The organism is Butyricicoccus porcorum (assembly GCF_051246315.1).
Taxonomy (GTDB): Bacteria; Bacillota; Clostridia; order Oscillospirales; family Butyricicoccaceae; genus Butyricicoccus_A; species Butyricicoccus_A porcorum.
The window spans coordinates 1,745,422-1,770,224 of the sequence record NZ_CP178353.1; the positions used below are offsets into that span (position 1 = coordinate 1,745,422).

Here is a 24,803-nt window from a genome sequence, read left to right on the forward strand (position 1 = left end):
AATATTGCGGGAAGCAGGCCGTTAATAGCATGGAAAAGAATCGTGAGAGCGAAGCGCGGAGCAATCCGTGGACTTATACAATGTGGTGGTGCCTGCGCCAGCAGGCATGGGAGTTTAGCTGCTGTTCCTTCGGAACGCTTCACGAGAATACAAACAAGATAGAAACCGAATCAGGGAGGAAGCTGTCATGCTGACAAAAGAACGGAAGAAACAACTGGATACAGATTTGTGGATCATCGCCGGTGTGTCCCTGCTGGTTCTTGTCATCTATACCGTTTTCGGCAGGGAGATCGACAACATCGCCGCCGACACCGCGATCCCGATTGTGCTGCGGGTTGTGTTCATGGGCGGCATCTTTCAGTTCGGCATTGCCGGACTGGGAATCACCATCGTGGCCATTGTCAGAAAGGAACGATTTTCAGATCACGGCCTTACCCGTAAGCATTTGCTGAGCGCCATTGCGCTGAGCGCACTGTGCTGCGTACCGGATCTCCTGTATAACCTCTTTGCGGGAAATGTGCATACATGGCTTCCCTTTTCCGCTGTGCAAACGACGGCGGAGGCGATTGAGAGCGGTTTCCCGGAGAACGTTCTTGCCATGCTGCTCACCGCGCTTTTCTGGGGCTTTTTTGAGGGCTTCAATTATGTGGTGATTTCCGATAAAATCGGCGAGCGCTATCCGTCCAAAAACAGGCTGTGGGATTGGGGCGCTTTCGTCTGCGCGGCCATGTGTATTCTGATACACGGGGTCGTGGGTGTGACGCCGGACGCGGTGGCGGAGATGCTGTGTACTCTCTTTTTGATCTATGGAATGTTGATCGTCCGAAAAGCCACCGGAAACGCTTGGGGATGTATTCTGATCTTCGTGTTTTATTGGAACGCGCTATAGGAGATACGAAACAGTGAATTGGACGATTTATGGGATGGAATGTGTTGGGGCGCTGATCCTGTTTACCTGCCTGATCATGATCCCGCTGTGCAGAAATCCAGTTTGGTGGATCCACGATTATCCCAAGGACATTCAGGAAAAATATTTTGAAACCCATGAGCGCATTCCCACCGAGGTGCTCAGTGCCTCGGTGTTCTTGAAAAAGGGCTTTGCAGTGTTGCTGGCTTTATCCATTCTGACGGCATTGGCGCTTGCGGCAGGAGCGACGGATTTCAAGACCGGCTTCCTGTACGCATACGGTCTATGGCTGCTGGTGGACTGGTACGACTGCTTTTTCCTGGACTGGGTGCTGTTTGCCAACGTCAAGCGCATCCGTTTGCCGGGAACGGAGCACATGGACAAGGCGTATCACCAGAAGAAGTATCATGTAGTGCGCTCGGTGATCGGCATGGCGCTTGGTCTCGTTCCCTGCTTGCTGTGCGCCCTGATTGTGGCGGTGCTGGGATAGAGAACGAACAGGGCTTTCTGTTTGTCGGATGAGATTGGAGAAATAGCTCCGGTCACGCCGCCTCGTAGTCCTTAGACTTTGACCGGATGAGCCGGGGACATTCGTTAAGGAATATGGCAATCAAGCAATACGTGTTTTGGGCATATAACCGCAACTGGGATCGACAAGGAGAAGAAGCATGAACGAGAGAACATATTCGACACCATTGGGCAAAATCCATTATTGGGTGCATCTGATTTCACCGGACGCAATAACGTTGGTGTTCCTGCCCGGTCTGACGGCGGATCACCGGTTGTTTGACAAACAAATCGTGTATTTTGAAGGGAAATACAATGTCCTTGTGTGGGACGCCCCCGGCCACGCCGCCTCCTGGCCCTTTGCCTTTGACTTCGATTTGATGGACAAGGCAAGGTGGCTGGACGGAATTCTGGAGCAGGAGGGGATCACAAAACCCGTTATCGTGGGGCAGTCTATGGGCGGCTATGTGGGACAGGCGTATGCGCAAATTTACCACGAAAAGCTGAAGGGCTTTGTGTCCATCGACTCCGCGCCGCTGCAACGAAAGTATATGACAAAGCCGGAGCTTTGGCTGCTGAAACGAATGGAGCCAGTCTATCGCCACTATCCGTGGAAGGCCCTCTTAGAGTCCGGGACAAAGGGCGTCGCCCTGTCGGAATACGGAAGGAACCTGATGCGGGACATGATGCTGGTGTATGACGGCGACCAGGAGCGCTACGCAAAGCTTTCCGGCTACGGCTACCGAATCCTTGCCGAGGCGGTGGAGCGGGATTTGCCGTATGAAATCAAATGCCCCGCCCTGCTCATCTGCGGCGAACAGGACAAGGCGGGGTCTTGCGTTAGATACAACAAGGCGTGGCATAAGGACACCGGAATTCCCCTGGAATGGATCAAAGATGCTGGGCACAACTCCAACACCGACCAGCCGGAAATCGTAAACCGGCTGATTGAACGGCTGGCGGAGGGAATGCGGTGACGGCAAAGAGAGGATAAAATGGAACGGAAAGACGGAATCGTACTGAAAACCGCCGGGGCAATGCTTGTGCTGCTGCTGTTCTTTTTCGCGCAAGGAGCAATCGTGGTGATCACAGGAATAGAGGGCATTCGCTCCGCGCTGATCAGGGGCGCTGTGATCTGGGGGCTTGTAATTATCACATTGGCGAATTCCATCATCCGATACAAAGGAATCTCAAAGCTGGGATTTCGAAGTGCGGAAAAAGGGGCGGCAAAGAGAATGCTCTATTTTTCGCCGCTTTTGCTCATTGCCCTTTCCCCTTTTGCGGCGGGAATAAACTTTAACGGCGGTGCGGCATTGATTTTAGCAAACTTGTTTTTGACGCTTGGAATCGGTATGGCGGAGGAAATTTTCTTTCGGGGCATCATCTGCGGCCTGTGGCTGGGGCGCGGCGTGGGAAAGGCGATGATGCTTTCCTCCGTCCTTTTCGGGTTCAGCCATATTCTGAATCTGGCAGGCGGCGCGGACTTTGTGGAGACGATCCTTCAGATCTGCTTCGCCCTGGTCTACGGAATGATATTTGCCCTGATATTCGCGGAAAGCGGCAGTCTTCTCCCCTGCGTATTGCTCCACGCTCTGCATGACTTCTGCGCCTTTATCAGCGGAGAGGGTTCCGCGCAGTTTGAGATAATTCTGGGCGCGGTACAGTTTATCGTATTGCTGGTCTATTTCCTCTATCTGTTCCGAATAATTGCTCGCAAAAGGGAACCGGCTATGAAAGGCAGGTGAAAACCGATGAAAAAGTATCAGGTCATGTACTACGCGGGAGCTGCGATCAGCCTGCTGGTGGGGCTGTGGCACTTTACCGTGCCGTGGATGTTTGGCTGGGCTTCCTATATCCCCTATGAGACATTGGTGGTTCCAATCAATTATGTAAACCTATGCTTTTCCTTTTTGCTGTCGGGGCTAAGCCTTACTGTCATTCTGTGGGGCAAAAAGGTGTTTGCTCAGAACCCGGAGGCGTTCTATCTCTACGGCTTTTTGCTGGCCCTTTGGATTTTCCGGGTGGTTGTGGCGGTGATTTATCCCTGCCCGCCGGAATCAAATGTGTGGATGTCCTACGGGCAGCTGGGCGGTTCTATTCTGGTATGTCTTCTGCTGCTTGTACCGTTTATCCGAGTGGCCTGCACAAGGAAGAATCAAAAAAAGTAACAGGTCGCCTTGCGTTTTGCTCATGGCTAAAACAAGATTCATTTGAGGAGTTGCATTATGAAATATCCGATGGAAGAACTTCTCCCTTATCCCCTGCTTGCCCTTTTTGTGCTGGCGGTGTTTTATGGCATTTATTTTGCCAAGATGTTGGCGCAGAAGCGCCGCGGCATCCGGACGCGGCAAATCGGACAGCGAAAAGAAACGTCCATTCACACGGTGGAACTGCTGATGAGCATGGCCACGCTGGGCGTTGTGATCGTGCAGCTTGTGTCCATAGCGTTCGGCTGGAGCTGCCTTGCGGCAAACGCACGCTTTACCGGCTTTGTCACCGGGATGCTCGGTGACTTGACCTTTCTCCTTTCCGTTCTCAGTATGAAGGATAGCTGGAGGGTGGGCATCCCGGATTGGGATCGCACAGAGCTGGTCACATCCGGCATCTATCAGTTCAGCCGCAATCCGGCCTTTCTCGGCTTTGACCTCATGTATATCGGTGTGATACTAATGTACTGTAACTTGCTGACCGTGCCGCTTACGGTGTTTGCCATTGTGATGCTGCATTTACAGATTTTGCAGGAGGAACGGTATCTGGAGGAAACATTCGGCACGCCGTACCGGGAATACAAGCGGCATACATTCCGCTATCTTGGGCGGCGATAAATATGGCAAACAGGCGGTCGTGGCTTTTCTGGACTATTTTAAGAAAAAGCACAACGCCGAGAAGTTGTATATCAGCGTGTCTTTGGATAACGCAGTCGTGCGCGGGATGTACGCTGATATTGGTTTTGAAGAGATCAAAGAGGTTGCGTACTTGTTTCCCGGAAGACAATTCCGGGAAATGCAGATGGTAAAGACATTGTAAGAAAGGAATGAAAATTTATGCGTGACTTTATGATGGCGGCGGTGCCGCTGGTGGTGGCCGGGATCGCTTTGGCGGTGTTCTTCGCCAGACGGGCAGAAAAGAAAAAGAAGCAGGAAAAGGAAAACGGCTATGAGGCCATGGGGATGAGCCTGGGGATGTGCTTCGGGGCCGCCGTTGGCGCCATTTTCCCGGAGTACATCGGCGTCACCCTGTCTATGGGGATGCTCACTGGGCTGGTCATCGGAATGTGTTTCGGGAAGAAGCACGAATGAGAAAATGAGAGGAATGGAACACCTATGTGGAATGGATTTATTGATTTTTTATTTGCCGCTTTGCCCTGGGTCGCTCTGGGCCTGGTGACCGCTGCTGTCGTAGTCAAAAATAGAAAGAAAAAGAAGGGCCGGGTGTTCCGTACCGTTTTCCTGTGCATTTTCATCACGGTGCTTCTTTTGGCTGAGGTATTTACATATTTCGGCGGATTTGGAACCGGTGAAAGTGCGGACCCGGAAGAATTTGCAAAATACGCCGAGACTGTCCAAAGCCTGACAATTCCGGAAGGGGTAAGGGTAGTCGCACTGGGAGAGGCATCTCATGGCAACAGCGAATTCCAGCAGTTAAAGCTGGATGTGTTTCAACTGCTGGTAGAAAACGAAGGCGTAAAAGCATTCGCACTGGAAGGCGATTTCGGCGGATGTGAGATGGTAAACCGATATATTCACGGCGGCACCGGCACTGCCGAGGAAGCGGCGGCAAACATCGGATTTGCGATTTACCGTACAGATGAAATGGCTGCGCTCATTTCCTATATGCGAGAATACAATGAGAAAGCTCCGAAAGGGGAGGATCTTCGATTCTACGGGTTTGATATGCAAAGAGGCCTGTACACCTATCAGCTTCTTCTGGAAGAATGCGAAAAACTGAGGGTATCCGCTGCCAAGATCGAACCTCTGGTGACCGGTGAAGACTGGAATCCGGAGTACGATTACCCACAGAGACAAGCGCATTTCGAGCAGATCAAAGCGCTTTTAGCGGCAAAAGAGGAAAGCGACCTTGGCGTACATCTGGCGGAAATGCTGATTCAAAATTGTCAGTTGAATTCTGGCGAAGGCACCAGCGCGGAGTATATCTCGCTGAGGGATTCATTTATGAAAGAGAATACGCTGTGGATCCTGGAGCAGGAGGAAAAGCTCGGGAGAGAATGTATTTTTGTTTCCGGTCATAATGGGCATGTTGAAAAGGTTACAGGCTACGAGAACATGGGTGGCCTTTTGTATGAGGAACTGGAAGACGATTACTATGTGATCGGGACGGATTTCTACAAGACGACCTGTAATTTGCCCCGCGGCAGAAACGGAAACCGGACCAATCAGACCTTCTATTCCTATGACCCTCTCGCAAAAGCGGCTAAGAGAGCAGGGTTTAACATCTGCTGGCTGGATTTCTCGAAAATACCGGAGGATTCTTCCCTGAAGCAATATACCGCAGATTATATTTATAATGGATCCCTTGGAGAGGGGTACAACCTCATCATAAGGACGATCCCAATGTCATACAGGGTATTTGAAAATCCGGAAATGGCTTATGACAGTATGCTTTATGTTTCGGAAGGAACACCGACAAGAATTAAGCAAGCAAAGTGAGAAAAATACCATGAAAAATTTGATTGCCTGCTGCGGGCTGGACTGCGAAACCTGCGATGCCCGCGTCGCTACGCTGAACAATGACAACGCACTCCGGGAAAAGACCGCAAAGCTCTGGAGCGGGCTGAACGAGGTTCCCATCACCCCTGATATGATCAACTGCCTGGGCTGCCGCACGGAGGGAGTCAAGACACCGTTTTGCGACAAACTGTGCCCCATCCGCCAGTGCGTTTTGAAAAAGGGCCTTGCCACCTGCGGCGACTGCCCGGACAGGGGCGGCTGCCCCACGGTGGGTGCGGTCTGGAACAGCAATTCGGAGGCAAAGTCACGGCTGCTTGAGCGTGACCGGTGATGATAGACAAGCGAAAGCGAGATAACCTTGAATATTTTGACCGTGCGCGATAGAAGGCAGAGAAATCGGAAGGAGAAAATGAAATGAAAAAAATACTGAATAAACTTTTCATCATAGCAAGTTTAGGTTTGATCGTAGCGGGTGCAATCTTTCTGTGCGTCAGCATTTTTGACGGAAATGAGACCGCGACACCATTGGCAATCGCAGTAGTGAGTATATTGCTGTCAAACCTTTTTAATGTGATTCGGATGAATATGGATAAGAAATAGCAACTTGATCATGTTTGATCAAACCAAATCTGAATTCGGAAAGGAAACCATTTTGAAACAGCAAAAATTTTTCGTTATCGTTATAACCGTCTGCGCCCTCCTGCTGACCCTTGTGGGGTGCGCGTCCAGCTCCGCCTTTGACGGCAGCAGCGCAAAGAACGCGGATTCCTACCACTTGGATGTCAAAACCATGAACGGCACGGACACCCACACCCTGGAGCTGAAGCAGGGTGATACGCTCAAAATTTTATTCGAGACGGTGAAAGGGTCGCTGGAGATGAAGATCACGTCACCGGACGGAACATCGCTCTATCAGGGAGACGGAACCGTCGAATTCCGCTGTGGAAGAAGAAAGCCTTCCCGCTGAGGCTCCCACCAGGGAAACGACGGACGCCTCCGTTTCCATCGCGCCGCCGGTGCAGGAGCAAAATAATCCGGATGCCGTGACAGCGGACGATCTGGTCGGCCCGTGGCATCTGGTGGAAGATGAAAAAGACAATGCCACCGCTATGGAGGCGATCCCCGGCGCTATGGAATTTGGCAGCAGCATGGAGATCACAAGCGATGGCCATATCTCATGGTACATCGGCGCGGACGGCGGTATCGGTACTTATTCACTGAGCGGAAACATCCTCTCCGCCGATATGACCAATGATTTTGAAGGAAGCTCCATGAAAATGGAATTTACGGCGGAGAAAACAGACGGCGTACTTTTCCTGTATACGGAATACAAGGGCCTTTTGCTGTGCTGGTCCCAGGGAGAGGGCGAGACGGGAAAAGACGGAGAAGATACGGGTGAAGCAGCTCATCCGGGAGCGGATGTGGTGGAGCTTGTGAATCTCCGTGGCGACACGACAACAGTATATAAATTGGCGGACGGCACCTATATGGATCGTATTGAACGCCGTTTTGCCTATAACGGTACGGATACCTGGATAGACGAGGACGGAGTTGAGTGGAATGAGGTTGTAAAATGAAAGAATAGAGAAAAGCAGATAAACTTGGATTGTAGGAGAAAAATCATGAAAATCACTTGGGACAGGCTCCCCTATGCGGTCTCGGTACTGGCGCTGTTCTACGGCGTTTACCTTATTTTGTTCCGGCACCGCTTTCCTTTGGCTTTTCACTTCTCCCTTCCTTTTGGATTGGAAAAGCGATGGCAGGGGGAAATCTTCTTTGTCTGCTGCTGTCCATTGCGGCAGGAGGCTGTTGGATCACGGTTTTGTGGGTTAGAGCTTTTAAGCTTTGCGAGTGAGAGAAAACGCGAAAAAACTCCTATTGTCGATGTCCTTTGGTTTATGCCGATGCAGTACAGCACGAAAACAGAGGTCGCTGAAATTTTATCTGATTATCAAAAATCTGCTAACAAGACTCGGCGTGCTTTTGGATGATTTGAGTTGAATGAAATACCGACGGTTTCAACAATCATTTTCTTGATCCAGATGATCATTTTGTTCATCTCTGAAATGGACCTGAGCAACTGCAAATTTACACTTGCAGGATACAGATAAATGTGTTATAGTAGCAAGGCAACTAAATATGGTTTAATTGGAAACGCACAATCCGCCAGGATGATAACGAACAACACATAAATTTTGATTATCAAACAGGAGGATTTTTTTATGCCCAAAAACAAATTTCAGGATGTAGTCTTTACCGCTATTATGGCAACCATCATGGTTTACGGAATGATTGTATATAACGTTGCCTTAAATATGGGCGGCGTCACCGGCGAGACTTTTTTTGCCGCCCTGCATGAACTTCCTATTATGGCCCCGATTGCTTTTATTCTTGAGCTTTTCATCGTTGGCAAGCTGGCCGCAAAGATGGCATTTACAGTTATGAAGCCCACGGACAGACCTCAGTTTATTACATATATGATATCCATCTGCATTTGCTGCATCATGTGCCCGGTTATGAGCCTGATCGCAACTCTGCTGTTCAAGGATGTGAAAACCTTTGGCACTTGGATTCAGACCTGGGGAATGAATTTTCCAATGGCGATTCTCTATCAGCTGTTCTACTGCGGTCCTTTTGTCCGTCTCATTTTTAGAACAATTTTTCACGAGAAAAAGCAATAAGCTCACGCAGTTTCTAACAGCGCAGCATTCATATTATGATTGCTGCGCTGTTTTTCTCTTTTAACAGATAATCGATGCACAAATTTTTCTGCAATTACGGCCTATGATGTTGTATAATTTTAGTTGACAACTTATTCTCAGGGATTAAAAATATCATTAAGAGAAAAAGGAGAACAACAACGATGCCACAAAACAGAACCTATGATATGGAATATAAAGTACAAGCAGTTAAACTGGCGTTGGAAATTGGTACAACGAAGGCAGCCAAAGAACTTGGTATTCCAGCGAACACCCTGCATACATGGATGCGTCAGTACCGTCTGGGCAACTTGAGCCTGGGAGCCGGCACACAGACACCGCAAAGAGCCATGACTCTGAGTGAAGAAATTCAGCTGCTTCGCAAACAGGTTAAAGAGCAGAACAAGGAAATCAAACGGCTCAGAGAAGAAAATGAATTTCTGGAGGAAGCCAGCGCTTTTTTCGCCGCGAGCCGTCGGAGGTCTGCAAGAACGAAAGAATGAAATTCATTGCCTTGAAAACCAACGATGGCCAGAACACGGGGAAAATCGCATTCTACTGTAAGTTGCTCCATGTCAGCAGGCAGGGGTTATACAAATATCTGAAGGCCCAGACTCGCCCATGGAAGTATCAGGATTTGGCTGATGCCATGCTGGAGATCCTTGCAGAAGACGAATGCAACGATACTTACGGTCGAATCCGCATATATCAGGCTTTACGTCTGAAACAGCCACAGGGCGTGCAAATTCCAAGTGAACGGACGGTATACCGGATCATGGAGGAACTGGGTATCAGCCACACACCAAGGCGCAAGCCCAATGGCATTACCAGAGCAGATAAGGAAACTCGTAAATCCGACGATCTGCTAAGACGCAATTTTGACGCAGACAAACCACTAACGAAGTGCGTTACGGATATTACTGAAGTCAAAGGAAAAGATGGAAAGCTATATGTATCCGCTGTCTTTGACTGCTACGATTCCTGTGTTCTGGGGCTTGCAATGGATACCAACATGAGAGCATTGATGTTGTATCATTTTAGCTGACAACTTATTCTCAGGGATTAAAAATATAATCAAGAGAAAAAGGAGACAACAACGATGCCGCAAAACAGAACCTATGATATGGAATATAAAGCAGAAGCGGTTAAACTGGCGTTGGAAATTGGTAAAACGAAGGCAACCCGAGAACTTGATATTCCAGCAAACACCCTGCATACATGGATGCGTCAGTACCGTTTAGGCAATCTGACGCTGGGAGCGGGCACACAGACACCACAAAGAGCCATGACTCTGAGTAAGGAAATTCAGCAGCTTCGCAAACAGGTGAAAGAACAGAATAAGGAAATCAAACGGCTCAGAGAAGAAAATGAATTTTTGGAGGAAGCCAGCGCTTTTTTCGCTGCGAGCCGTCGGAGGTCTGCAAGAACGAAAGAATGAAATTCATTGCCTTGAAAACCAATGTAAAAAAGATCGTATTAACAGCCATCGGGCTGATTGGAGGCGGATATGCCATATATAAGGGCATCAATAAAGAACCATCTAAATACAGCTTGGAATGGATAAAAGGATTATCCGATGACCAATGGGCGACGGAATGCGAAATCGTACAAAATCAATTTCGAAATCCAGAATTAGATACTGCATTTCGAGAGAATTGTCATCGGATTTTAGACCTATTCGACAAGGTGAAGAGTGCGAGAGATTGGGCAGGTAAAACACCGCAAGGTCCAGCTTACCATCGTGAACATGGATTTGGGTTGTATAAACCAGATTAATCAAAATCTCATATCCAATTCAGTAAGGACAGGATTCCGCTTCTTTGTGAAATCCTGTCCTTGTTTTTTCGATTTTACATCTTCAATTCACATACAGAAATAAAAGTGTGATTCACACACCGCAAAACCTATATAATTTTGTGATTGGAGTTGTATTTTCCGAGATTTCTGCATATAATAAAAATGTGATTGAGAGACACTAAAACTCCAATAAAAATGTGAGGAGTGAGTTTATGGAACGATTCATTTTGAAAAAGCTGCTGGACTGGAAGAATTTTCCCTACCGTAAGCCTTTGATTTTAAAAGGTGTTCGTCAGGTGGGCAAGACCTGGATTCTGAAAGAGTTCGGCAAGCGTTACTATGAAAATACTGCTTACTTCAACTTCGATGAGAACGAGGAATACAAACAGTTCTTCGAAACCACCAAGGACGTTGATCGCATCCTGCAGAACCTGATGCTGGCCAGCGGTCAGAAGATCATGCCGGAAAAGACCCTTATCATCTTTGACGAGGTGCAGGATTGCCCCAAGGTCATCAACTCCATGAAGTATTTCTGCGAAAACGCTCCGCAGTATCACATTGCCTGCGCCGGTTCTCTGCTGGGCATTGCTCTGGCAAAGCCATCTTCTTTCCCTGTAGGCAAGGTCAACTTCATGCAGATTGACCCTATGACCTTCTCAGAATTCCTGATTGCCAATGGTGATGAAAACCTTGCCACATATCTGGAAAGTGTGGACACCATTGAACCGATCCCCGATGCGTTCTTCAATCCTCTGTACGAGAAATTGAAGATGTACTATGTCACCGGTGGTATGCCTGAACCCGTTCTGATGTGGACGGAAGCCCGTGATGTTTCCGCTATGCAGGAAGCCTTGTCCGGCATTATCGGTGCCTATGAGCGTGACTTTGCAAAGCATCCTAACATCAGTCAGTTCCCGAAGATTTCTATGATCTGGAAGTCTGTTCCATCTCAGCTGGCAAGAGAGAACAAGAAGTTCATCTACAAGGTTGTAAAGGAGGGTGCAAGAGCCCGTGAATACGAGGATGCTCTGCAGTGGCTGGTAGATGCCCGACTGGTTCATAAAATCTACCGCAGCTCCGCTCCTGGCCTTCCTGTGGCAGCTTACGATGACCTATCCGCCTTTAAGATTTATCTGGTGGACGTGGGTCTGCTCCGCCGTCTGGCGCAGTTGGCTCCTACAGCCTTCGGAGAGGGCAACCGCCTATTCACCGAGTTCAAGGGCGCACTGACCGAGAACTTTGTGCTGCAAACTTTGATTACGCAGTTTGAGGTGGTCCCACGCTACTGGACACAGAGCAATCCTCCGTACGAGGTAGACTTCCTGATTCAGCGGGAAAATGATATTTTCCCTGTTGAGGTCAAATCCGAAGCCAATACGTCCAGCAAGAGCCTCAAAAAGTTTAAGGAGTTATTCCCAGATAAGGTAAAACTCCGTGTACGCTTCTCGCTTGATAACCTGAAGCTGGATGATGATGTGCTGAATATTCCGCTGTTTATGGCAGATCAGGCAGATCGGTTGATTGGACTGGCGTTGAAAAAGCAGGGACAACAACCAGTATCTTGAGTAAATCATTTTTCTGCGAAAAGGCAGACGTATGGATTCTTATAGTGCAGATGATATCCTGGCTGTTGTGCTTTGGGCAAATGCGCTTCCCCGTAAGATTTTGGGCTATCGGACACCAGAAGGAGCTTTTGAAGCCGAGATGAATGCAATATATGCCGCATAGTCATCAATCTGACCTTGACATCAGCCGAGGTCAGATTGGTGACCCTCTAACACAGAAAATGCTCAACTTGTTATTGCAATTTGGGGTTTTCTAAAATTTTAAAATCGACAAATCAAAATTGACAATTCAGGAGAGTTTGGATAAACTGGAGGTATGAAAGAAGCATAGATGCAGAAGTACTTTGAGTAACGTGCTTTACTGCATTTGAGTGGAGGTATGCACATGCTTCCCAACACAGGAATCAAGCCGCAAGTACAGACCGAAATCTGTCAGCTTGCCGAAAAATATCATCTGAACCGAGTCATTCTGTTCGGGTCCCGCGCACGGGGGGACTACTGGAGAGCCAGTGACATCGACCTTGCGGTTTCCGGTGGCGATATCATACGGTTTTCGCTGGATGTAGAGGAGGAAACATCTACGTTGTTGTCTTATGATGTTATCAATCTGGATGAGACGGTATCTCCAGAGCTGCTGGCGTGCATTCAGAAGGAAGGTTTGGTTCTGTATGAAAAAGTTTGAACATTACTGTTCGAATCTGAATGTCCTGTCCCGTGCAGGACAGGAGGATTTGACCAATGAATTTATTATCGGCGGAATTATTGATAAATTCCATATTCAGTTTGAGCTTGGCTGGAAGGTACTCAAAGAGCTTCTGAAATACGAAGGCAGACAGGAAGGCAATACCGGCTCGCCCAGAGAGATTTTGAAAGCGGCATATTCCATCTATGGATTTTTGGATGAAGAAATCTGGCTCTCTATGCTCAAAAGCCGCAGCAGCATGACGCACATCTATGACGGCGCAGAAGCGCAAAAGCTGGTGCATGTCATTCTGGACAGCTATATTCCGGAATTTATCCGACTGAGGGATAACCTGCAAAAGCGATATCCCTCTTTGCTGGAAACACTCTGAAATGGAAGTTTAAGAAATGGCAGGAAGAATGCGAACAGCAGAGGAAGAAGCGCAGAACCAAAAATCAGCCCGGAAAGCATGATTCCGAGGCTGATTCTGTGGTAAATTATTATGAGGGTGTACGTATTGTAATGCTCTATCTCAGGAAAAAGTTATCTTTGCGGCATCTTCATTTGCCCGGAGACGGAAAAAAGGGGAATGTCACCCAACGTAGCGTTCTTTAGGGTGGCACCTCCATGAAAGACGGTTTCAAACGAAACCGTCTTTTTTGCTGCGCAAAAACAAGACGCAAAAAATAGAAAAAGAACATAAAAACTTGTTATTCTCTTGGCCAGCGATTATAATAAAAGTATCGTAATTTACATACTTTTACAGCATTTGACATGCAAAGGGAGATTGTTTTATTTTGAAATTAAAACGGGGAAAAAACGGACGCGCGTACCGTGTTTTGCTGCTGTGCGGAATATGCCTGCTGCTTCTGCGCGTGCCGGCAGGCGCGCAGCGAATGGGCTCTGTCGACGTTAATGGTTCAGAAGTCGCATATCAGGCGCAATATGATGCGTATACCAAGGCGGCCTCGCAGGACGGTGCCGTGGTCTGCAAGTTGAGCGTGGAAAATCCGACAGCGGGGAAAAACGGTGCAGTAGCCCGCATTGTCATGCCAGACGGTAAAAACACATATCTGTACATGGATGAGGGCTCACTCGCGGTTATGCAGTTTGACGGTTCGGAATATAAAAAGTTCAAAGAAGAATATGAGCTGAAAAAGAACACGACCTATACGCTTTGCGTCTTTCAGGATGGACTGGTATTTCTGGACGGCGTGAACTGCTACAAATACAGCGGTGACTTTTACGGTTTTACTGATGTTGCTGCGGGCTGGAGCGATCAGTCCAATGTCTTTTCTGTTTTACTGGAAAAGAGCAATGCAGTGGAACCGGATACAGAAGACGGGGAAAAAACGGACACCACAGAGGAGAAATCCGAGCAGGAGACAAAAGCCAGTCCGTCAGCTTCCTTTCCGTCAGTCTGGATCATTCTGGTAATGCTGCTCGCTGTGACCAGCAATTTGGTAGCGCTGGCGGCGTTGCGCACTTCAAACATCGCATTGCGTGCGGTCCGACCGAACCGGCCGAATACGCCCCGACACACTGTGGCATCTTCTGTACAGCGAAAAGAACCGCAGAAGGTGGTGCGGCAACATCGTCCGGCTCCTCAGCCGGTGAAGCAACAGAAAAAACAGTCGGCACCGCAGAGCAGGTCGGCGCGACCTGCGGCAAAGCCGCAAGAACAGACGACAGCAAAGAAGCGTCCCACACCGGAGCTGTTCGATCAGGAAAACATCATGCAGACGGACGCAGAGCAGACACCTGAACCAAAGACTGCTGCGCGCAAGCAATATACGCTCGCGCAACCGTTCGACCTGTATCGGAATCCGTATTGGCGCGCGAATCCGGCGCAGTTTGTGCCGTACCGGTTTGGTAGCTTTGACCGGGGATATTGTACCTTTGAACGGGGCAGAAATCTTTCCCATGACCTGTTTGTCCTGCTGGACAGGAATTGCATCTGGCTCAATCCGATTCGGTTTCATCCGCGTGCGCAGGGACAGGGCGTACCGATCGGTATGGCGGAATATTCGGAGCTCTCGATGGTATTTGATTTCTGCCATGTCGGCACGGGCGTGCGGGAAATTGCGCTGTCTGTCGATGTGGAGATGGTTAATTTCCGTCCGGCACGCATCAGAAAAAACTCTGATGATGTCTGGGAGCTGGATCAGCGCGGTATTATTGTATTTGAATAACAGCAAAACAGTATGGAAAAGCCCGCAGCATCTGCTGCGGGCTTTGTGTCGTTATCCAAGCGGCATATCGCGGAATTTGCGCGGAGAAATGCCAATTTTTTCGGTAAAGGCTCCGGTGAAGCTGGTTTCCGTGCCATAGCCGACCTCTGCCGCGATGGCCTTGATCGGCAAATCAGTGGTTTTGAGCAGATACTTTGCACGATCCATCCGGCATCGGATGACATATTCATGCGGCGAATAGTGCAGCTCGGCACGGAACAGGCGGATCAGATGAGATGGGCTGAGATGCACCTCTGCTGCGAGTCGCTTCAGGCTCAGATCGCCGCTCAAATGGTTGTGGATATATTGTACAGCCTGCTGTGTCGGTGTATGTTCCGACAGGCTGCCTGTGTCGCGGTTGCCCGGCATGAGGTAACAGAGGGCGCTGTAGATCAGGCGGGACTGCTCGGCGTCGCTGATGATCTGTTCTGTTGTGAACTGGCGCAGCAGCGCACGTATCTGTATGGCTGCATTTTTTGTATTCGGCATGTGAAACAATGGACTGCCATGCACGCGTGTCAGATGGGAGCACAGCTCGAGGCTGTTTGCCCCGGCAAAATGCATCCAGTAAAACTCTGCATAGGGGTCAGCAGTATAGCGCTGCGGATCTGCACAGTCAATCAGGACCATATCACCTTCTCCGGCGGAAAATTCCTTTTCGTGGTAGCTGAATTGCATGGAACCCTTTTCCACTAGAATCAGCAGCAGGCTGTCGTAGTATTGGCGGTCGATGATATACTGATCGTCACAGTAATAGTGTCCGCACAGGCTGGTATAGTAAAACAGATTGCTGATATGGGAATCAATTGTATTGAAAAAGAATTCGGAACCGGATAATACGCCGGCTTCGTTTTGGCGCAGCATAGAAATTCCTCCTATGTCATATTAAACCAATATTTTAACACGCAGAAATGCAGTGCGCAATAGGAAAGAGAAGGAAATACCTTTGAAAAATTATCATTTTTTTCTACGGAAAAAACCTATGTTTTTGAAGGGATTGCCGGGGAAAAAGAAAAATGCGCATTTTTCGCAGGCTTTTTCTGTAAAATGAATACAGCATCCAGAAAAAACAAAGATAATACCTATATTTTAGGCAACTAGCACAATGGAATTGGACAATTTTATGATTGTCAAACTGCACAATTCAAAATTTTGGAGTATCTTGCACTGGTTGAAAAGGAAAATTTTCTGTGATAAGATACAGCCATGGAACACAAAAGCTGTTTGAAATGAGAAACAGATGAAAAAAACTTCCCAAAATGAACCATCGATTGACAGGGATAGACGATTTGGAGAAATGAGTTGAAAGGAGTCCGTTTTATGAGATTCGACCAGTGCACCAACGGCAATATTTTTATGCATGGCTGGACAAAAGAACAGGCAGTCATGAGTGAGCACGACAAGGCAATCCTTCAGGAGCTGGCAAAGAAAATGCGTTCCTATGCGGAAAAACCGGAGCAGGAAGAGCTGATGCAGCTGTGGCGTGACCACAATGACCTCAAGGAAACCCGTCCGCTCATCTATCTTGACCTTGAGAATGGCTGGAACGAGCTGCTGCCGCAGGAATTTACCTGTGAATGCGAAGGTGAGATGGCGCAGGAATGGGAGATGTGGTTGCACAAAGAGATCATCTACGCGGAGAAGGTCAAGTGTGACAAGCCGATTGAGGCAAAGTTCTACATCCCCTATCAGGCACATGACACCAAGTGGGGCGTTGACAAAAAGATCATTGGCGATTTCTATGGCGGCGAGGCATATACCTGGGAGAGCCCGATTACAGAGGATATGATGGAGGATGACTTTGATGTTGCCGGGCTCATCCAGATTCCGCAGATCACGATCGACTGGGAGGCAACGGATGCCTTCACCGAGATTGCACATGATGTATTCGATGGCATTCTGGAAGTCGAACGCCGCCAGTGGTGGTGGTGGGGCCTCGAACTGACGCACCCATATGTTGATCTGCGCGGCTTTGAGAGCATGCTGATGGACTTTTATGATTACCCCGAAAAGATGCATGAAATTCTCGGCCGATTCACTGAGGGCTATCTGGCAAAGATTGATTTTCTGGAACAGAACAAGCTGTTTACCGCCAATACAGGCAACTGCTATGTCGGTTCCGGCGGACTGGGTATTTCGGGCAGCCTGAATCCGAAGGCAGAGGTTCCGACGAGCGCAATGGATATCTGGGGCTTCCACGAAAGTCAGGAGACCGGTGAGGTTTCCCCGGAGATGTTTGCAGAATTTGTCCTGCCGTATCAGATCAAGCTGGCGGAGCGTTTTGGCTTGAACTATTATGGCTGCTGTGAGGGTCTTGACCGCCGTTGGGAATATGTCAAGCAGATTCCGCGCCTGCGCCGCGTATCGGTTTCCCAGTGGGCAGATATCCCGAAGATGAGCGAAATGCTCGGCAGTGATTATGTCTTCTGCCACAAGGTAAGCCCGACGGATATCGCCGTTCCGGAAATTGATGAAGACCACATCCGCACCCGCCTGCATCAGGTGCTCATCGACTGCAAGCGCTGCGGCAACCATGTCGAATTGATTATGAAGGACAACCATACCATTGCCAATACGCCGAGAAATGTCTATCGTTGGGTCGAGATTGCACGTGAGGAAGTGGCAAAGGTTTACGGCTGAGTCCACCGTTATATGATAGAAAAGGAAGACGGCAGACCACGCAGATGCATGGAGCCGGACTGTGCGAGGAAGTGATCTGGATGGAATTTCAACAGCAGGCATTGCAGGTGTGTGAGAATATCCGCATTCTAACCGGCGTCTGTTGCACGCTGCTGGACATGCAGGCAAAGCACTCCTGTAAATCGTCGTTCCGGCAAAGCTGTATGCTGGAAAACGGGAGCTGCCGTGCAGACGCAGTGCACAGTGCTGGCTGTGCCGAGGCATGGCGCTGGGATGGGCGGTACATGTACCGCTGTCCGTGCGGATATCTGTTTCTGGCGGTATCGGTCCGGCAGCTGCATCAGGCGGAATATGGATTGATTGCCGGACCGTTTCTTCTCTCGGACAGCGGCACGCCGGAGGCGGCACAGGCAGCAGGACAGATCCCATGCCTGACAACGGAACAAGCGCGTGCACTGGGAGAAACCGTACAGGCAGTCTGCAGCTCTCTTGTCGGCGGCAAACAGCTGCCGGTCAGCGATTCAGATGTGCAGCAGGAAGCATTGCACACGATGTATTCCATGACACGGCATGAGGAGCGCATTCGCTATCCGATTGAAGATGAGCGTCGCTTGCAGCAGCTGATTCGTTCCGGAGAGAAAAAGGAAGCACAGCAGCTGCTCAATGATCTGCTGCTGGAGCTGTATCTCGCGGGCGGAAATGATCTGCTGATGCTCAAGCTGCGCATCCGCGATCTGATTACGCTGATGTCGCGTGCTGCGACGGACAGCGGCGCGGATGTTGCAGAGGTGTTCGCGCTGTGTGACCGCAGTGTGGTTGAAATCGAGCGCATGCGCGATTTCGATTCCCTGGATGCCTGGCTTGGCGCGATGCTGCACCACTTTTTCGATCTGGTGTTTGACTTTCATGATGTCAAGCATCAGACAATCATCCGGCAGATCTCGGCTTATATTCAGGAGCATTTGTCCGAGAAGCTGACGCTGGAACAGGTTGCAGGCGAGGTACATCTGTCCAAATCGTATCTGTGCCGCATTCTGAAAGAGGAACTGGGCTGCACCTTTACGGAATACACCAACCGCCTGCGCATCGAGCGCAGCAAAACCTATCTGCACCGCAGTTCCATGCCGCTTTCGGAAATTGCCTGCGCGGTCGGATTTGATGACCAGAGCTATTTTACCCGTATTTTTAAACGTGTTGTGGGCATGCCGCCCGGAAAATACCGTGCAAACAACCTGAGTGCATGACCATACGGAATGCGTATTTTGCATATCGATAAGGAGAGACTTTACTATGAAAATGAATATGGAACAGTGGACAAAGGAGCTGCTGGAGGCTCCGGTCAAGAAGGCAATCCCGGTGCTGTCCTTTCCATCCATCCAGCTGCTGGATATCACGGTACGCGACCTGATTTCTGACAGTGTGCTTCAGGCGAAGGGCATGAAGGCAGTGGCAGACCGCACGCCGAAGGCGGGCGGTTCGGTCAGCCTGATGGATCTGTCTGTCGAAGCAGAGTGCTTTGGCGCACCGATTCGTGTCGCAGATGATGAGGTGCCGACAGTTGTCGGCTCAGTTCTCGATACGGAAATCGATGAGGATGAGCGCATGGCACAGGCCGAAGCCATGGAGGTTCCGGAAATCGGTGCAGGCCGCACGCAGATTTACATCGATGCGATTGCAAAGGCAGTTGATGAAATCACCGATCGACCGGTATTTGCGGGCGTAATCGGTCCGTTCTCGCTGGCAGGCCGCCTGATGGATGTCACCTCTTCCATGATTTATTGCTATGACGAGCCGGATATGGTTCATATCGTGCTCGAGAAGGCGACGGAATTCATTATCAACTACATCAATGCGTATAAGGCAGTGGGTGCAAACGGTGTCGTCATGGCGGAGCCGCTCGCAGGTCTGCTCTCTCCGATGCTGGCGCAGGAATTTTCCGGCGACTACTGCAAGAAGATTGTAGAAGCTGTGCGCGATGAGAATTTTGCATTCATTTATCATAACTGTGGCAATACCGCGAATGTGACACTGGACTCTATCCTGTCCTGTGGCGCAAACGCATATCATTTCGGCAACGCCGTTGACATGGCGGAAATTCTGTCCAAGGTTCCGGCGGATACCATCTGCATGGGCAATGTTGATCCGGCAGGCGAATTCCGCAACGGTACGCCGGAGTCTGTCCGCAAGGCAACGCTGGATGTCATGGAGAAGTGCTGCTCCCATCCGAATTTTGTCATTTCCTCCGGCTGCGATATTCCGCCGCTTTCCAGCTGGGACAACATTGATGCGTTCTTTGCAGCAGTAGACGAATACTACGCAGGATAACAAAAGTATCGTTGCATACATCAAAGGGTACGCCGCTTCAGCGTACCCTTTTTTGGATAGAATCGGTTCAATCCGGCGTTTGAGACAATCATTTTGTTCAAAGTACAAGTGGGTAAAAATGTACCAAAAACTGCAACAGAGTACAAGATAAAACACAGACGGCATGGTATGATAAAAACAACAACAGGGCAGTGCAGGATACTGCCTGTGGAATTGATGAAACAGGAACTGTTGAGAGGAGAGAAATACAATGAGCACATTGAGCGAAATCAGCGAATGGCTGCAAAAGGGCCGCGCACCGAAGGTAAAGGCATTCGTACAGCAGGCACTGGATGAAGGCATTCCGGCAAGCGAAATTTTACAGGATGGTCTGCTGGACGGCATGAACATCATTGGTCAGAAGTTTAAGAATAACGAGGTATTCGTACCGGAGGTTCTGGTTGCAGCGCGCGCGATGAACCGCGGCGTTGAGGTTCTGCGTCCGTATCTGGTAGCAGACGGCGTAGAAGAGAAGGGCACCGTTGTTCTCGGCACCGTCAAGGGCGATATGCATGATATCGGCAAGAACCTCGTCCGCATGATGATGGAAGGCAAGGGCCTGAAGGTAATCGATCTGGGCGTTGACGTACCGGTTGATAAGTTCCTGGATGCAGCACGTGAGAACGATGCAAAGATCATCTGCTGCTCCGCACTGCTGACCACCACGATGGGTGAGATGCGCAACGTTGTTGAGGCAGTTCAGGCTTCTGAGATGAAGGGCAAGGTTAAGGTCATGATCGGTGGCGCACCGATTACCCAGACCTTCTGTGACCAGATCGGCGCAGATTGCTATACTCCGGACGCAGCAAGCGCAGCAGACGCAGCTGTTGCATATTTTGAATAATCTGCACGCAATTGAAATCCCTGTGGAATCATTCCACAGGAATTTTTATGCCTGTATCAAGGCATGATTTTGAGGATTTGTGTGAAAAAGTGCTTAAAATATTTTTAACCATGCAATCTGAAACAGAATCATCATTCCGATTGAGACAGTTGTATGACGCGAAAACAGCGGTATCCGGGATTTCCGGGTACCGCTGCTCTGCTTGCTCAGAACTGCATGAACGCCATGCAGTCGACATAGTAATCCATAAATTCCGCGCTGGTGGACAGTGACAGCTCGACCGCACTTTGAGCAAGCTGTTCGGTTTGCTCACGCAGGCTGCGGTTCATGAGCAGCATGCTTGCGCCGCCGAGTGCACCATTTCCGATAAAGACGGTGTGGTCGCGCAGCCCTGCGGGGAACAGGCCGATTTCTGCGGCAGAATCCTGATTGATGGTGTTGCCGAAGCCGCCTGCGATGGCAAAACGGGATACATCGTCCACTGACAGCCCTTCGTGCTCCAGCAGGGTTATCAGACCCGCGCAGATTGCAGATTTTGCCAGCTGAATCTGGCGCACATCGCGCTGCGTGATGCTCACGCCGCTGCCGCCGATTTCCCAGACATCGTCTTCTTCGCTGTCTTCGTTCTCCAAATAACCGGAGTCGTCGATGATTTCGGTTTTCAGCATGACGGACAGCGCATCCAGAATGCCTGACCCGCAGATGCGCAGGCGGGTTCCTCTCCGACAGTCTCATATGTGACGGTGCCGTTTTTCTCGGTTACAGTACGGATGGCACCGGGGGCGGCGGGCATGCCGCAGCTCAGTCCGGCACCCTCAAAGGCAGGGCCTGCCGCCGTTGCACAGCACAGCAGCTTCCCATTCCATGCCAGTGCCATCTCGCCGTTGGTGCCGATATCCGTCAGCAGCTGGATACCGCCGCGCATCAGGTCGGCGGCAAGAATCGCGCAGGTGATGTCTGCGCCGACATAGGCGCCGACACAGCGGGGCAGATATACCGGTGAACCTGCGAGCGTGCGGCGGCTGTAACAGCCAAAATATGACTGTACATCAAACGGCACGACGGCGAGAGATGCCGGGTCAAGCCCTTCGTACAAGTGCAGCATTGTGGAGTTGCCCGTGACAACCGACTCTTCTACATGGGAAATCCCGGCTTCGCGCAGGCATTCCTGTGCCATGCCCTCGATTTGCTCCGAGATGCGGTCGGACAGGACATCAAGTCCGACGGTTTTGCACGCTTCAATGCGTGAAATGACGTCTGCGCCATAGCCGCGCTGGGCATTTTCGGCGAGACGTTCCGCCAGAATCGCGCCGCTTGTGCGGTCGATCAGCTGTACGGCGACCGTCGTCGTGCCGATGTCAACGGCGAAGCCACAGCCGCTCTCTGTGCGTTCAAAGTCCGGAGTTTTGTACCACGCGACGATTTTAGACGTACCTTCGTCGTGCAGTGTCACGACAGCGTCGCCCTGAATGCGGCAGGCACATGCCAGGCGCACGCCGTCTGCCAGCGCCTGTGCGCCGAGCAGATGCACTTCGCTCTCTCCGGCGGGTTCTACTGCACCCTCGACATGGACGCGGCATTTGCCGCAGGTGTGGTTGCCGGCGCAGGGAAGTGCGAACGATGGGATATATCGCTGAAGCAGGTCACTTACCAGCTGTCCGGCTTCTGCCGGGACAGTGCGGCGATGACCGCCTGTACAGATTGTCAGTTCAAACATGCAGATCCTCCTTGTGATCGGGGCTGAGGTTGGTGCCCGCGGTTACAGAAATGCGGGTGGCGAGCCGGATGCATCCGCCGCCTGCGGCAGAGGTTATGTCATCCGTTGTGGTTTCAAACGACAGCACGCCGACTGCACCCTGCGCGCGCAGGCGCTGCTCCGCCAGTGCTTTCAGACGGCCTGTGCTCCAGATAACAGCATCTTCTTCGCTGGCAAAATATGCCGGGGATTCGCCTTCACAGAGCACCTCGAAATCCCCTTGTTTGTCATCCTCAGGGGACAGTCCGTGTGGGCGGATTTCCGCCGAGACTTTGACCGACATCTGGCCGGTCACGGCGCCGACCGCGTTGGCGACGGCAGCACAGTCAGGAATGATGCACGGCGCACCGAGAGCCCGGGCCGCTTCGGGAAGGAACAGATGCACCGGCCCGCCGATGCCAACGAGCGGTGCGACAGAACGGAATGCGTATTGCAGCAGCGATGGGCTGTCGGAGTTGCGGGTTTCCCACTGCATGCGCAGCAGCTCCCGGATGCCGTCATCCAGTCCGTTCTGCCGGAAATGCGGCGAGGCATGCTCGAGCAGCATCTGGGCTACGGCATAAAATACTTCGCGCGAAATGTGTTCATAGACCTCTTCGCAGAGCTCTTCCAAACTTATGCCCAGCGACTGCGCGGTAAAGCGTGCGGCGAGCAGAGAAGCTTTGCGGTCATAGGCGGTGTAATCGCCGCGCACGTGCATGATATCTGTCGGCGTCAGACCTGCGCGCAGCACGACACCAGCGCGTTCGAGTGATTGCGTGCGCAGGCAATACTTGTCCACACCAAGTGCATCCGCGGCCTGCTGGAAGCTCTTCGGTCCATCCTCCAGTGTCAGGCACAGACCGATTTCCTGTTTCGTCAGCGGGAGTTTTCTCCAGTCCGTGCGGTTCAATGTCAGAAATTCATGCAGAGGCAGGGTGTGAGATGGGATACGTTCCACCTGTGCGCGCAGGATTTCAGTGATCTCCGGATGGCGGGAAGCGAGCACACACAGCGGAATGACACGATCCGGGCCGAGTGTCAATGCACCGTTTTTGTCCCAGCGCACGGCGCTGTCACCGCCCAGTGCGAAGGAAGTGGCAAACAGGCCGCGCACCAGTGTTTTCCATTGTCCGACACGGATGCCATCTTCTGAGAGCAGCGGCGCGCCATGTTCGATCAGGGCGACATCGGTTGTCGTGCCGCCGATATCCACAATGACAGCGGCCTCTTCTTGTGCGAGCGCGCTGCCACCCAAAGCGGATGCAGCGGGGCCGGACAGCAGGGTTTCCACGGCATGCTCTGCGGAATATTGCAGCCCCATCAGACTGCTGTCTGAGCGCACAATAAAAATTTCCGCCTCAATGCCGCGCGCGCGGAACGCGCGCGCGACTGCATTGAGAAAGTCCTGTGTCAGCGGGAGAAGACCCGCATTGAGCACAGCGCTTGCCGCGCGTTCCAGGCTGGACAGCCCGCCGAACAGTGTGCTCGCGCAGACGGTCGGCAGCCCGGTCTCTTCGCGGACAATTTGTGCTGCCTGTTTTTCCAGTACACCGCCGTTGCGGATGCCATATACTTCACAGACCGCACAGCCCTCAACATCGGAGAACCATTCCTTTGCGTGTGCGCGCAGATAATCCCAGTCCGGCTGTTGTTCAATCTGTCCGGTGATGGTGGTGCGGCAAGGCAGGTAACGGATGTCATCCGGGTCAGAAAAGCCGTAATCCGCACCATAGCGCTCGATGCCGGTTCGGTCAATGCCGAGCAGGAGCAGGCGGGGACGGCGAAATTTGCCCTCAACACAGGCGTTGGTGGCGAGCGTAGTGGACAGTCCGGCAACGGAAGCCTGTTTGCACAGGACGGGGTCGAGCCCGTCGAGCGCTTCCAGAATGCCGCGTGTCAGGTCGTCATAGGTGGTCAGTGCCTTGTTGCGGCACAAAACGGCTCCGGTTTCAAAATCATATAAAACGGCGTCGGTACACGTACCGCCGGTGTCGATGCCGATTGCGAGCTTCATATTGATCTCCCTTTCCCGGGGGAGGACACTCCCCCTGATACTGTAGTATCTTATTATACTCTGTTTTTGCTTTCCCTGTATAGCACGATTGTCAATTGGTTTATGACAAAATTGCCTGATTTTCAAA

29 protein-coding genes are annotated in these 24,803 nt (G+C 50.8%); 25 read left to right on the forward strand and 4 right to left on the reverse strand.

All coding sequences use genetic code 11. From position 1 onward, the window contains the following. Positions 1-187 precede the first annotated feature (187 nt). The 21 genes from ACLM7Z_RS08595 (at position 188) to ACLM7Z_RS08695 (ending at position 15,037) form a co-directional block, all read left to right on the forward strand. Positions 188-889 (forward strand): hypothetical protein, encoded by a 702-nt coding sequence (locus tag ACLM7Z_RS08595; RefSeq protein ID WP_435644894.1) that lies wholly within the window; start codon positions 188-190, stop codon positions 887-889. A 13-nt stretch (positions 890-902) separates the two neighbouring features. Then, the gene (locus tag ACLM7Z_RS08600; RefSeq protein ID WP_133058261.1) at positions 903-1,397 is read left to right on the forward strand and encodes a hypothetical protein; all 495 of its coding nucleotides are present in this window, start codon (positions 903-905) and stop codon (positions 1,395-1,397) included. Between the two features lie 178 nt (positions 1,398-1,575). Continuing rightward, the gene (locus tag ACLM7Z_RS08605) at positions 1,576-2,391 is read left to right on the forward strand and encodes an alpha/beta fold hydrolase (protein ID WP_087018311.1); all 816 of its coding nucleotides are present in this window, start codon (positions 1,576-1,578) and stop codon (positions 2,389-2,391) included. 18 nt (positions 2,392-2,409) lie between these two features. After that, positions 2,410-3,159: a CPBP family intramembrane glutamic endopeptidase gene (locus ACLM7Z_RS08610; protein WP_087018309.1), complete on the forward strand. Its 750-nt coding sequence runs from the start codon at positions 2,410-2,412 to the stop codon at positions 3,157-3,159. 6 nt (positions 3,160-3,165) lie between these two features. After that, complete coding sequence (locus tag ACLM7Z_RS08615; RefSeq protein WP_087018307.1) at positions 3,166-3,582, forward strand: hypothetical protein; 417 nt, start codon at positions 3,166-3,168, stop codon at positions 3,580-3,582. Between the two features lie 57 nt (positions 3,583-3,639). Next, entirely contained in the window at positions 3,640-4,239 is a 600-nt protein-coding gene (locus ACLM7Z_RS08620) for a methyltransferase family protein (protein WP_087018305.1), read from the forward strand. A gap of 219 nt (positions 4,240-4,458) precedes the next feature. Further along, positions 4,459-4,713, forward strand: a complete 255-nt coding sequence (locus tag ACLM7Z_RS08625) for a hypothetical protein (protein ID WP_435644895.1) — start codon at positions 4,459-4,461, stop codon at positions 4,711-4,713. A gap of 24 nt (positions 4,714-4,737) precedes the next feature. Next, positions 4,738-6,081 carry an erythromycin esterase family protein gene (locus tag ACLM7Z_RS08630; protein WP_435644896.1) on the forward strand — a complete coding sequence of 448 codons (1,344 nt, stop codon included), beginning with the start codon at positions 4,738-4,740 and terminating at the stop codon, positions 6,079-6,081. 10 nt (positions 6,082-6,091) lie between these two features. Next, positions 6,092-6,433 (forward strand): DUF3795 domain-containing protein, encoded by a 342-nt coding sequence (locus ACLM7Z_RS08635; RefSeq protein WP_087018301.1) that lies wholly within the window; start codon positions 6,092-6,094, stop codon positions 6,431-6,433. A 321-nt stretch (positions 6,434-6,754) separates the two neighbouring features. Beyond that, on the forward strand, positions 6,755-7,069 hold the full coding sequence (locus ACLM7Z_RS08640; protein WP_435644897.1) for a hypothetical protein: 315 nt from the start codon (positions 6,755-6,757) through the stop codon (positions 7,067-7,069). Beyond that, complete coding sequence (locus ACLM7Z_RS08645; protein WP_435644898.1) at positions 7,044-7,679, forward strand: hypothetical protein; 636 nt, start codon at positions 7,044-7,046, stop codon at positions 7,677-7,679. The genes ACLM7Z_RS08640 and ACLM7Z_RS08645 overlap by 26 nt, the downstream gene beginning before the upstream one ends. A gap of 45 nt (positions 7,680-7,724) precedes the next feature. Continuing rightward, positions 7,725-8,093, forward strand: coding sequence for a hypothetical protein (locus tag ACLM7Z_RS08650; RefSeq protein WP_435644899.1), 369 nt, complete (start codon positions 7,725-7,727; stop codon positions 8,091-8,093). Positions 8,094-8,324: 231 nt separating this feature from the next. Beyond that, positions 8,325-8,783, forward strand: a complete 459-nt coding sequence (locus ACLM7Z_RS08655) for a DUF2798 domain-containing protein (protein ID WP_435644900.1) — start codon at positions 8,325-8,327, stop codon at positions 8,781-8,783. A gap of 182 nt (positions 8,784-8,965) precedes the next feature. Next, complete coding sequence (locus ACLM7Z_RS08660) at positions 8,966-9,304, forward strand: transposase (RefSeq protein WP_087021933.1); 339 nt, start codon at positions 8,966-8,968, stop codon at positions 9,302-9,304. Next, complete coding sequence (locus ACLM7Z_RS08665) at positions 9,301-9,846, forward strand: IS3 family transposase (protein ID WP_435644901.1); 546 nt, start codon at positions 9,301-9,303, stop codon at positions 9,844-9,846. The genes ACLM7Z_RS08660 and ACLM7Z_RS08665 overlap by 4 nt, the downstream gene beginning before the upstream one ends. Positions 9,847-9,900: 54 nt before the next feature. Further along, complete coding sequence (locus ACLM7Z_RS08670; RefSeq protein ID WP_435644902.1) at positions 9,901-10,239, forward strand: transposase; 339 nt, start codon at positions 9,901-9,903, stop codon at positions 10,237-10,239. After that, positions 10,236-10,577: a hypothetical protein gene (locus ACLM7Z_RS08675; protein WP_435644903.1), complete on the forward strand. Its 342-nt coding sequence runs from the start codon at positions 10,236-10,238 to the stop codon at positions 10,575-10,577. The genes ACLM7Z_RS08670 and ACLM7Z_RS08675 overlap by 4 nt, the downstream gene beginning before the upstream one ends. Before the next feature lie 233 nt (positions 10,578-10,810). Continuing rightward, entirely contained in the window at positions 10,811-12,163 is a 1,353-nt protein-coding gene (locus tag ACLM7Z_RS08680) for an ATP-binding protein (RefSeq protein WP_435644904.1), read from the forward strand. Between the two features lie 385 nt (positions 12,164-12,548). After that, positions 12,549-12,845 (forward strand): nucleotidyltransferase family protein, encoded by a 297-nt coding sequence (locus ACLM7Z_RS08685; RefSeq protein WP_435644905.1) that lies wholly within the window; start codon positions 12,549-12,551, stop codon positions 12,843-12,845. After that, the gene (locus ACLM7Z_RS08690) at positions 12,832-13,236 is read left to right on the forward strand and encodes an HI0074 family nucleotidyltransferase substrate-binding subunit (protein ID WP_435644906.1); all 405 of its coding nucleotides are present in this window, start codon (positions 12,832-12,834) and stop codon (positions 13,234-13,236) included. The genes ACLM7Z_RS08685 and ACLM7Z_RS08690 overlap by 14 nt, the downstream gene beginning before the upstream one ends. A gap of 406 nt (positions 13,237-13,642) precedes the next feature. After that, positions 13,643-15,037 carry a hypothetical protein gene (locus ACLM7Z_RS08695; protein WP_435644907.1) on the forward strand — a complete coding sequence of 465 codons (1,395 nt, stop codon included), beginning with the start codon at positions 13,643-13,645 and terminating at the stop codon, positions 15,035-15,037. Positions 15,038-15,088: 51 nt separating this feature from the next. On the opposite strand, the gene ACLM7Z_RS08700 is transcribed toward ACLM7Z_RS08695, so the two are convergent. After that, positions 15,089-15,940 carry a helix-turn-helix domain-containing protein gene (locus ACLM7Z_RS08700; protein WP_087018275.1) on the reverse strand — a complete coding sequence of 284 codons (852 nt, stop codon included), beginning with the start codon at positions 15,938-15,940 and terminating at the stop codon, positions 15,089-15,091. 456 nt (positions 15,941-16,396) lie between these two features. Here ACLM7Z_RS08700 and ACLM7Z_RS08705 point away from each other — a divergent pair, with 456 nt between their 5' ends. From ACLM7Z_RS08705 to ACLM7Z_RS08720, 4 genes are all read left to right on the forward strand, one after another. Then, a complete protein-coding gene (locus tag ACLM7Z_RS08705) occupies positions 16,397-17,716 on the forward strand; it encodes a hypothetical protein (RefSeq protein ID WP_087018273.1) in 1,320 nt (439 codons plus the stop codon). An 80-nt stretch (positions 17,717-17,796) separates the two neighbouring features. Continuing rightward, positions 17,797-18,960 (forward strand): AraC family transcriptional regulator, encoded by a 1,164-nt coding sequence (locus ACLM7Z_RS08710; protein ID WP_273349933.1) that lies wholly within the window; start codon positions 17,797-17,799, stop codon positions 18,958-18,960. 46 nt (positions 18,961-19,006) lie between these two features. Next, positions 19,007-20,041: a uroporphyrinogen decarboxylase family protein gene (locus ACLM7Z_RS08715; RefSeq protein ID WP_087018269.1), complete on the forward strand. Its 1,035-nt coding sequence runs from the start codon at positions 19,007-19,009 to the stop codon at positions 20,039-20,041. 250 nt (positions 20,042-20,291) lie between these two features. Next, positions 20,292-20,924, forward strand: a complete 633-nt coding sequence (locus ACLM7Z_RS08720) for a corrinoid protein (protein WP_087018267.1) — start codon at positions 20,292-20,294, stop codon at positions 20,922-20,924. A 206-nt stretch (positions 20,925-21,130) separates the two neighbouring features. On the opposite strand, the gene ACLM7Z_RS08725 is transcribed toward ACLM7Z_RS08720, so the two are convergent. The 3 genes from ACLM7Z_RS08725 to ACLM7Z_RS08735 are packed head-to-tail and all read right to left on the reverse strand — an operon-like array spanning position 21,131 to position 24,676. Further along, positions 21,131-21,592 (reverse strand): ASKHA domain-containing protein, encoded by a 462-nt coding sequence (locus ACLM7Z_RS08725; RefSeq protein ID WP_435644908.1) that lies wholly within the window; start codon positions 21,590-21,592, stop codon positions 21,131-21,133. Further along, the gene (locus ACLM7Z_RS08730; protein ID WP_435644909.1) at positions 21,586-22,641 is read right to left on the reverse strand and encodes an ASKHA domain-containing protein; all 1,056 of its coding nucleotides are present in this window, start codon (positions 22,639-22,641) and stop codon (positions 21,586-21,588) included. The genes ACLM7Z_RS08725 and ACLM7Z_RS08730 overlap by 7 nt, the downstream gene beginning before the upstream one ends. Beyond that, a complete protein-coding gene (locus ACLM7Z_RS08735; protein ID WP_165761063.1) occupies positions 22,634-24,676 on the reverse strand; it encodes a hydantoinase/oxoprolinase family protein in 2,043 nt (680 codons plus the stop codon). The genes ACLM7Z_RS08730 and ACLM7Z_RS08735 overlap by 8 nt, the downstream gene beginning before the upstream one ends. Between the last annotated feature and the right edge of the window lie 127 nt (positions 24,677-24,803).